The sequence below is a fragment of the Pseudomonas sp. NDM genome, from assembly GCF_003105095.1.
GTDB classification, from domain to species: Bacteria; Pseudomonadota; Gammaproteobacteria; order Pseudomonadales; family Pseudomonadaceae; genus Aquipseudomonas; species Aquipseudomonas moraviensis_A.
Window position 1 is genome coordinate 1 of record NZ_QETJ01000177.1, and the last position, 9056, is coordinate 9056.

The following is a 9056-nucleotide window of genomic DNA, read 5'->3' on the forward strand; positions in this document are numbered from 1 at the left end:
ATGAGTTGACTGACACACCGCATTCGCGAGCAGGCTCGCTCCCACAGTTGTTTTTAATACACCCCGGGAAGCCGGAAATCAGGAGATAGAACATGGATTTGAATGCTGAAGTGGACCACCTGGTCAAGGCGTCCCAGGCGTGGATCCCGATGATCATGGAATACGGCAGTCGCGTGCTGCTGGCAGTGATTACCCTGGCCATCGGCTGGTGGCTGATCAACAAGGTCACGCAAAAACTCGGCGGTCTGCTGGCCCTGCGCAATGCCGACCTGGCGCTGCAAGGCTTTATCAGCAGCCTGGCCAACATCATTCTCAAGGTGCTGCTGATTGTCAGCGTCGCGTCGATGATCGGCGTCGAAACCACCTCGTTCGTCGCGGCTATTGGTGCTGCCGGTCTGGCGATCGGCCTGGCCCTGCAAGGCAGCCTGGCGAACTTCGCTGGCGGCGTGCTGATTCTGCTGTTCCGCCCGTTCCGCATCGGTGACTGGATCGAAGCCCAAGGCGTGGCGGGCACTGTCGACAGCATCCAGATCTTCCATACCGTGCTGCGCACCGGCGACAACAAGACCATCATCGTGCCCAACGGCAATCTGTCGAACGGCATCATCACCAACACCAACCGCCAGCCGACCCGCAAAGTGGTGTTCGACGTGGGCGTGGATTACGAAGCGGATCTGCAAAAGGCCCGTCAGGTGCTACTGGATCTGGCCAAGGATGCGCGCGTCATGCAGGACCCGGAACCGCAAGCGGTAATTTCGACACTGGGGGACAGTTCGATCACGGTGTCCCTGCGCGTATGGGTTAAAACTGCAGACTATTGGGATGTGATGTTCATGTTTAATGAACAGGCGCGTGATCGTTTGAAGGCTGCCGGGATTGATATTCCATTTCCGCAGCGAGTTATACGCGTTGTTCAGGAATCGGCGACACAATGATAGGTTGCTAGCTAAGTAATTGCTCTCGTAGCCAGACTCTTAATCAGTGCCAGGCAAATAAAAAAGGCCCATCGGAAGATGGGCCTTTTTTTATGCTTTGAAACTAACCACTGACGATTACAAGATGTTCAGCGGGTACTCGGTGATCAGGCGGAACTCTTTGACATCGCCTTCACCTTCGTCAGCGTTGGCAACGTGCCAGGCTTGACGAATGCGGAAGGAAAGATCTTTGGCCGGGCCGCTTTGAACAACGTACTTGGCTTCAAAGTTGGTTTCGTGGTGTTTGCCATCATCACCATACAGACCGGCGTAAGCGCTGCCCGCTGGAGTGTTGGTACCGTCGATATCCCAACCTTTGACGTAACGAACCATGAAGCTCAGGCCAGGAACGCCGTACTCGGCCATTTTCAGGTCGTAACGGGCCTGGACGGATTTCTCGCCTGCGCCGTTGAAGTCAGAGTACTGGATGGAGTTGGCGAGGAAGATCGAGTCGCCACCACGGTTGTTCTTGCCCACGCCGATGTAGTCGAACGGGGTGTCGCCGTTGACCTTCTGGAAGGCGAGGGTAAAGGTGTGCGCTTTGAGGAACGACAAAGCGGTTGCCAGGGAGAACGTGGTGTTGCTGATGTCACCCGCTTCGGCACTACCGGTGTCGGTGGTGCGGTAGATGTTGAAGTCGGTGTTCAGCGAAGTGTCACCACCGAACGGAGTGGTGAGGTTCACGTTGGCGTAGTACTGGTTCCAGATGTCTTCCAGTTTTGCGCCGTACAGCGATGCACTGAGGTTGTCAGTGATCGAGTATTTGCCGCCGAAGTAGTCGATGTTGTTCGCTTCAACACCAGCGTAGGTAGCGTAGAGGCCACCATCGCGGGCGTTCTTGTCCTGGCTGGAGCCGGAGTAGAAGTGACCGGCTTCGAGGTCAAGGTCTTTCACTTCGCTGCTCTGCAACTGGAAGCCAGTGGCAGTTTGCGGAAGGATGCGGGAACCGCCGACAGCGAACACCGGAGAAGTGCTTGGCTGCATGTCGCCGAATTTCAGTTCGGTCTTGGAGACGCGGAACTTGATGGAAGCGCCTGCCTTGCCCTGACTGTCATTGACGTCGCGGCCATAGCCGTTGGCCTTCACGGTATCGCTACGGCTCATGTTGCCAGTACCGGAAGTACCGTCACCGCCATCCAGTTTCAAGGCCAGATAACCGTATGCATCAATACCTACACCCACGGTGCCCTGGGTATAACCGGAGGTGAAGTTGCCGAGGAAGCCCTGGGTCCAGTCTTTCTGGTCGCGGCCACCGTTCTTGTTGTCGCGGTTGAAGTAGTAGTTCTTCAACGTCTCGGTGAGTTTCGCGTCTTCAACGAAACCTTTGGCTTCAGCCTGGTCACTGACAAACGGGGCGGCCGTAGCCAACTGCGAACTGGCTGCTGCTGCAACGGCCAGTGCGATCATGCTCCACTTCATCACGCGCATCGTGATTTGCTCCTTTGGTTTTAGAAGAGTACTGCCGTCCCACCTGTTTTATTATCTGGGCGGCTCTTTCTTTTTGTGTCGGCGCAAACTTATATCACGCCGACAATGTTGGCGATACTTGCGAAACCAACCTTTCAGCTTCTTTACGGCGTTGTCGCGAAAGGAGCGCTGGATGTCGCAAATTCACAGTACCAATGCAGCCTGACTGACAACTTCAATCGCTGTATCCGGGCCTTTTTGCATCGATAAAAAGAGTCCCTGGCAAAACACTTGAATCTCCATCGGGCAACCCTGCCACTGTTTTTATTGGCTTCAGCCGACCACTTCCAGTGGTGCGCTTTTAGTCCATACGGTTACGAATGCAACAAGCGTGCACAAACCGCAAAATCGGTGCGGTTATTTTTTCGTGTGCCGCCCGCATATGTGAAAACCTTGTGAAAACGGGGCCTCGGGCCTGTTTTGTCGCGGGCTTGACGAGATTCTCCCAATCGTGTTGCAACGCACCAAAGATGCGCAGGACAACCAAAAACGTTACCGGTTCACCCCGCCGTGAGTATTTGGCGGATGCCTGACCCAGTGAGCGTAGACCCGTTGTGCAGTTTTGGTGCAAAAAAAACACGATCAAGCCTGGAGCGATCGAGCGAGGACTGACTCGAGACTCGGCAGATCAAGGATTTTCATGCGTCTCTTCACGTTCAGGCTCATGTCAGGGGCGGTGTTGGTGCGCGGATGGGATAAATGTCTCATGTCGGAGCGCCTGGCGATTTAGCGCCGGAGGCAGCGTGAAGCCCGCTGCATTCGCAGGTATGCTGCCGCTCTGTCGCTTGGCGCGCCGGTTTTCGGAACCGGCCGCTAAGCTGAGTCATATGATCAGCCGGGAGTACGTACAGTGTTTGCTTTGGATTCACGACTTCAACAGGACACCCTGGTCATCGGCGACTTTCCGTTGTGCCGGCTGTTGCTGTCCAACGACAGTAATTACCCGTGGTTCATCCTGGTGCCTCGCCGCGAGGATATAAGCGAGTTGTTTCAGTTGGATGTCGCCGATCAGCAGCAACTCTGGCGGGAAACCACCACCCTTGCGGAATTGCTCAAGGATTCGTTCGATGCCGACAAGCTGAACGTGGCGACCCTGGGGAACGTTGTCAGTCAATTGCACATGCATGTGATCGTGCGAAAACGCGACGATGCCGCCTGGCCTGCGCCGGTCTGGGGCAAGCATCCGGCCAAGCCGTACAACGGGGACCAGGTGGCAGCCATTCGCGAGCGCTTGCGACTGGTACTGACTGAAGAATTCACTTTTGTGGAGGGCTGAGTCATGAGCCTCGAAGAACGCGTTACCGACCTGGAAAGCCGTCTGGCCTTTCAGGATGACACCATTCAGGCATTGAACGATGTGCTGGTGGCTCAGCAGAGGGTTATCGAGCGCCTGCAATTGCAGATGGAAGCGCTGATCAAGCGTCACGAGGAAATGGTCGGGCAGTTTGGTGCTTTTGAAGAAGATGCACCGCCGCCGCATTATTGAGCCATTCGGCAGGGACAAAAAAACCGCGAACAGTCAGGCTGCTCGCGGTTTTTTTTGCTTTGGATCAGCGACGCGGCAGGGCGGCGATCACGTCCTCGGCTTGCAGGCCTTTGTCGCGGTTCATCACCGAGAACTCGACGCGCTGGCCTTCGACCAGGACGCGATGGCCTTCGCCACGAATGGCGCGAAAGTGCACGAAAATATCATCGCCGGAGTCCCGGGAGATAAAACCGAAACCCTTGGAAGTGTTGAACCACTTCACGGTGCCGGTATCGCGATTGCTCATGTCATAGGTAGTCGGCGCGGCGGCCGGTGACGATTTGTAGAAGCTGACGGCCAGGTGCAGCAGCACGGCAACCAGCGCAATCGCCAGGCTGAACAGCACGGCCGGCTGGCCAGCGATGACCGGCATCGGTGCGATCAGGGTCAGGGTTTGCAGGACGACGGTCAGCACCAGCAGCGCGCTGACCAGATTTTGCAGATGCTGGCGCGGGCCTTTGTTCCAGTAGGGAATCACTGGAGCGATGACCAGGTTCAGCAGGCCGAAAAAGGCCAGGTAAAGTGCATCGGGCTGTTGCAGGTAAGGAACGGCTTCGGCTTTCAGGCTGGGTATGAACGACAGCAGCAAGGCTGCTGCGCCCATTAGCAGGTGGACGATTTTCAACATTTTGATTGGCTCACGTTATGACGGCTCACAAGGAAGAGCTGAAGGCGCACGGTTCGCTTCAGGACAAAATAAGAGGCGGTGGACACGTACACTGATCAGCCTATGCGCAACACCCCGGAAAATGGGGGGTGGCGACACACTGCCTATTTAACAGCAAAGCCTGCGGCTACTCAAATCAGCCCGGCCAGCGGCACGGAAACGGTCGATTTGTCGCAGTCTGATCACCGATTCATAGCTGCGAGCCAGCGCTTGCCTTGCTAAAGTGGGGCTGAACCTGCTGGATGAATTCAATCACTGTTAGGGGGTAAGCATGGCAATTGATATCGGTATCAGTGAAGAAGACCGCAAATCCATCGTCGAAGGGCTGTCGCGACTGCTGTCGGACACCTACGTGCTGTATCTGAAAACCCATAACTTCCACTGGAACGTCACTGGCCCGATGTTCCGCACGCTGCATCTGATGTTCGAAGAGCAGTACAACGAGCTGGCGCTGGCCGTCGATTCGATCGCCGAGCGTATTCGTGCGTTGGGCTTCCCGGCGCCGGGGGCTTATGCGACCTACGCGCGGCTGTCCTCTATTAAAGAAGAGGTCGGTGTGCCGAGCGCCGAGGACATGATCAAGCAATTGGTCGAGGGCCAGGAAGCGGTGACCCGCACCGCGCGGGGTATTTTCCCGCTGCTGGACAAGGTCAGCGACGAACCGACAGCCGACCTGCTGACCCAGCGTATGCAGGTGCACGAGAAAACCGCCTGGATGCTGCGCGCGCTGCTCGAGGAGTAAGTCGGCCGGTGCGGGCGCCGTCAAGCCGTCCGCACCCTGTCCAGGCTCTTACCATTGTCGTTGGCTTATCCTACGAGGCTGGTCAACAAGTCGTATGGCGATAACTTTGTCACTGGGTTTTTATGAAGGCGCAGGATGTTGCCTTATAAATCAGCAGTCATGGCAAAGGAGTGTCAACGCTATGGTAGAAGGAGACAGGCGAAGCGACAGGATGTCGGCTTCGCGGCACGTAATAAAGGTCGATCCGTTTGTCAGCGAGTTCGACATGAACCTGATCCGGCCCTTGTCCCGATCAATCCGGCTCAACGGTTTCGCGACCTGCCTGCGACTCGAGCAGGTCTACTGGAACATCCTCGGCGGCATGGCCGAGGACAATCATTGTACGATCAGCACATTGTTATCCCACGTCGATCGTGAGGTGCATCTGCGGCACGGCGGGGTGAAGAACTTCAGTGCGCTGATTCGGGTAGTGTGCGTCATGAACGGGATCAAGGATCTCGCACCCGGCGTTTCGCGCTGAAACGGCAGGTACAACGAGGTTGCGGCCTGTGCAGTGTTACGGCTGCACAGGGCGCATTTAATCGATATAATCCCGCGCTTTCGCCGCAAAGCCCTGCGCGCGGCAGCAATCCGATCGCCGAGACACCCTCATGCCAATGTACGATTACCAATGTGCTTCCTGTGGTCATCAGTTGGAAGCCATTCAGAAGATCAGCGACGCACCGCTGGTCGACTGCCCTGCCTGCCAGGCGCCAGATCTGAAGAAGCAGCTGTCCATGCCGGGTTTTCGCCTCAGCGGCAACGGTTGGTACGAGACCGATTTCAAGACCGGAGCCAAGAAGAATCTGGCCGGTGGCGACAAAGCTGACTAGGGTTCAAACCCTGAACGAACGACACGCGTGAGTGGCCGCATTGCTTGAAGCGACGGTTACTCCACCGAATTTCGAATTACGAGAAGCGAACGACACCATGATGCGCAGCCACTATTGCGGCCAACTGAACGAAAGCCTGGAAGGCCAGGAAATTACCCTTTGCGGATGGGTCCACCGTCGCCGCGACCACGGCGGGGTGATTTTCCTCGATATCCGTGATCGTGACGGTCTGGCTCAGGTGGTGTTCGATCCGGATCGCGCCGAGAGCTTCGCCGCCGCCGATCGCGTGCGCAGCGAATACGTCGTGAAGATCACCGGCAAGGTGCGTCTGCGTCCGGCCGGTGCGACCAACGCCAACATGGCGTCGGGCATGATCGAAGTGCTGGGTTATGAACTGGAAGTGCTGAACGAGTCGGAAACCCCGCCGTTCCCGCTCAACGAGTTCTCCGACGTCGGCGAAGAAACCCGCCTGCGCTATCGCTTCCTCGACCTGCGTCGTCCGGAAATGGCCGAGAAGCTGCGTCTGCGTTCGCGCATGACCACCAGCATCCGCCGCTTCCTCGACGAGAACGGCTTCCTCGACGTCGAAACGCCGATCCTGACCCGTGCCACCCCGGAAGGTGCGCGTGACTATCTGGTGCCGAGCCGCACCCACGCCGGTTCGTTCTTCGCCCTGCCGCAATCGCCGCAGCTGTTCAAGCAGCTGCTGATGGTGGCCGGCTTCGACCGTTATTACCAGATCGCCAAGTGCTTCCGTGACGAAGACCTGCGTGCCGACCGTCAGCCGGAATTCACCCAGATCGACATCGAGACCAGCTTCCTCGATGAAAAAGAGATCATGGGCCTGACCGAGCAGATGATCCGCAACCTGTTCAAGGAAGTGCTGGATCTGGAATTCGGCGAATTCCCGCACATGACCTTCGAAGAGGCCATGCGCCGCTATGGTTCGGACAAGCCGGACCTGCGTATTCCGCTGGAACTGGTCGACGTTGCCGACCAGCTCAAAGAAGTCGACTTCAAGGTATTCAGCGGCCCGGCCAACGATCCGAAGTGCCGTATCGCCGCACTGCGCGTTCCAGGCGGGGCGAGCATGCCGCGCAAGCAGATCGACGATTACACCAAGTTTGTCGGCATCTACGGTGCCAAGGGCCTGGCGTACATCAAGGTCAACGAGCGCGCGGCCGGTGTTGAAGGTCTGCAATCGCCGATCGTGAAGAACATTCCTGAAGACAAGCTCAACGTGATCCTCGATCGCGTCGGCGCAGTCGACGGCGACATCGTGTTCTTCGGTGCCGACAAGGCCAAGATCGTCAGCGAAGCCCTGGGCGCGCTGCGTATCAAGCTCGGTCACGACCTCAAGCTGCTGACCTGCGAGTGGGCGCCAATGTGGGTCGTCGACTTCCCGATGTTCGAAGAGAACGACGACGGCAGCTTCTCCGCGCTGCACCACCCGTTCACCGCACCGAAGTGCACCCCGCAGGAACTCGAAGCCAACCCGGCCGGCGCGCTGTCCCGTGCGTACGACATGGTGCTGAACGGCACCGAGTTGGGCGGCGGTTCGATCCGTATCCACCGCAAGGAAATGCAGCAAGCGGTATTCCGTCTGCTGGGCATCAACGAAGCGGAACAGGAAGAGAAGTTCGGCTTCTTGCTCGACGCGCTGAAGTACGGTGCACCGCCGCACGGTGGTCTGGCCTTCGGTCTGGACCGTCTGGTGATGCTGATGACCGGCGCCCAGTCGATCCGTGAAGTGATCGCCTTCCCGAAAACCCAGAGTGCTGCCGACGTGATGACGCAGGCTCCGGGCGTGGTCGACGCCAAGGCATTGCGCGAGTTGCACATTCGCCTGCGCGAAACGCCAAAGGCTGAGTAAGACGGGCCTGAAGGCGCATCTTCGGATGCGCCTTTTTTCTTTCTCAGGTCGAATTTTTCAATTGCCGGCCGCTGCCTCGGCAGGGCGGGCAAGGTTTCAAAGAGCATTCGGAGCAAGTTATGGCAGGTCATTCCAAGTGGGCAAACATCAAGCACCGCAAAGAACGTCAGGATGCCAAGAGGGGCAAGATCTTCACCAAGTGGATCCGTGAACTGACCGTTGCCGCCCGTCAGGGTGGCGGTGATCCGGGTTCCAACCCGCGTTTGCGTCTGGCGCTGGACAAGGCGTTGAGCGCCAACATGAGCCGCGACATCATCGACCGCGCCGTCGCGCGCGGTGCCGGTGCCACCGAAGCGGACAACGTTGAAGAACTGACCTACGAAGGTTACGGCCCGGGCGGTGTGGCGGTGATGGTCGAGTGCATGACCGACAACCGCAACCGCACTGCGGCGGCTGTGCGTCACGCGTTCAGCAAGTGTGGAGGCAACCTCGGCACCGACGGTTCGGTGGCGTATCTGTTCGAACGCAAGGGCCAGATCAGCTTCGCCCCGGGCGTCGATGAAGACGCGCTGACCGAAGCGGCGCTGGAAGCCGACGCCGATGACGTGGTCACCCACGAAGACGGTTCGATCGACGTGTTCACCTCGTTCACCGGTTTCTATGCGGTGCGCAACGCGCTGGAAGCGGCCGGGTTCAAGGGCGACGACGCGGAAATCGTGATGCAGCCAACCACCAGCGCCGAACTGGATCTGGAAGGCGCGGAGAAAGTGCTCAAGCTGATCGACATGCTTGAGGACCTGGATGACGTGCAGAACGTTTATTCCAACGCGGATATCCCGGAAGACGTCGCTGCTCAGTTGGGTTGATTAGCGACTAGTCTTCCCTGTGGGAGCGAGCCTGCTCGCGAAAGCGGTGTGTCATTCAGCACCTGTGTTG

General features: G+C 57.8%; 10 protein-coding genes. 8 read left to right on the plus strand and 2 right to left on the minus strand.

Annotation, left to right across the window (positions count from 1 at the left end; translation table 11 throughout):
- Window positions 1–92 precede the first annotated feature (92 nt).
- Entirely contained in the window at window positions 93–935 is an 843-nt protein-coding gene (locus DCO47_RS23255; protein WP_042607295.1) for a mechanosensitive ion channel family protein, read from the plus strand.
- Between the two features lie 117 nt (window positions 936–1052).
- Here the strand turns inward: DCO47_RS23255 and DCO47_RS23260 are convergent, their stop codons facing one another.
- The gene (locus DCO47_RS23260) at window positions 1053–2402 is read right to left on the minus strand and encodes an OprD family porin (RefSeq protein ID WP_042607294.1); all 1350 of its coding nucleotides are present in this window, start codon (window positions 2400–2402) and stop codon (window positions 1053–1055) included.
- An 889-nt stretch (window positions 2403–3291) separates the two neighbouring features.
- Here DCO47_RS23260 and DCO47_RS23265 point away from each other — a divergent pair.
- Both DCO47_RS23265 and DCO47_RS23270 read left to right on the plus strand, forming a co-directional pair.
- Window positions 3292–3717: an HIT domain-containing protein gene (locus tag DCO47_RS23265; protein WP_065616723.1), complete on the plus strand. Its 426-nt coding sequence runs from the start codon at window positions 3292–3294 to the stop codon at window positions 3715–3717.
- Between the two features lie 3 nt (window positions 3718–3720).
- Entirely contained in the window at window positions 3721–3927 is a 207-nt protein-coding gene (locus DCO47_RS23270) for a SlyX family protein (RefSeq protein ID WP_016773495.1), read from the plus strand.
- A 64-nt stretch (window positions 3928–3991) separates the two neighbouring features.
- Here DCO47_RS23270 and DCO47_RS27470 read toward each other — a convergent pair whose 3' ends face one another.
- A complete protein-coding gene (locus tag DCO47_RS27470; RefSeq protein ID WP_042607292.1) occupies window positions 3992–4594 on the minus strand; it encodes a cold-shock protein in 603 nt (200 codons plus the stop codon).
- A 310-nt stretch (window positions 4595–4904) separates the two neighbouring features.
- On the opposite strand from DCO47_RS27470, the gene DCO47_RS23280 reads away from it, so the two are divergent.
- From DCO47_RS23280 to DCO47_RS23300, 5 genes are all read left to right on the plus strand, one after another.
- Entirely contained in the window at window positions 4905–5375 is a 471-nt protein-coding gene (locus DCO47_RS23280; RefSeq protein ID WP_016773497.1) for a Dps family protein, read from the plus strand.
- Window positions 5376–5556: 181 nt separating this feature from the next.
- A complete protein-coding gene (locus DCO47_RS23285; RefSeq protein ID WP_042607291.1) occupies window positions 5557–5895 on the plus strand; it encodes a ribbon-helix-helix domain-containing protein in 339 nt (112 codons plus the stop codon).
- A 130-nt stretch (window positions 5896–6025) separates the two neighbouring features.
- Entirely contained in the window at window positions 6026–6247 is a 222-nt protein-coding gene (locus tag DCO47_RS23290) for an FmdB family zinc ribbon protein (protein WP_042607290.1), read from the plus strand.
- Between the two features lie 97 nt (window positions 6248–6344).
- Window positions 6345–8120, plus strand: a complete 1776-nt coding sequence (aspS, locus tag DCO47_RS23295) for an aspartate--tRNA ligase (protein WP_064365013.1) — start codon at window positions 6345–6347, stop codon at window positions 8118–8120.
- A gap of 119 nt (window positions 8121–8239) precedes the next feature.
- The gene (locus DCO47_RS23300; protein WP_024014089.1) at window positions 8240–8986 is read left to right on the plus strand and encodes a YebC/PmpR family DNA-binding transcriptional regulator; all 747 of its coding nucleotides are present in this window, start codon (window positions 8240–8242) and stop codon (window positions 8984–8986) included.
- The last annotated feature ends 70 nt before the right edge of the window (window positions 8987–9056 follow it).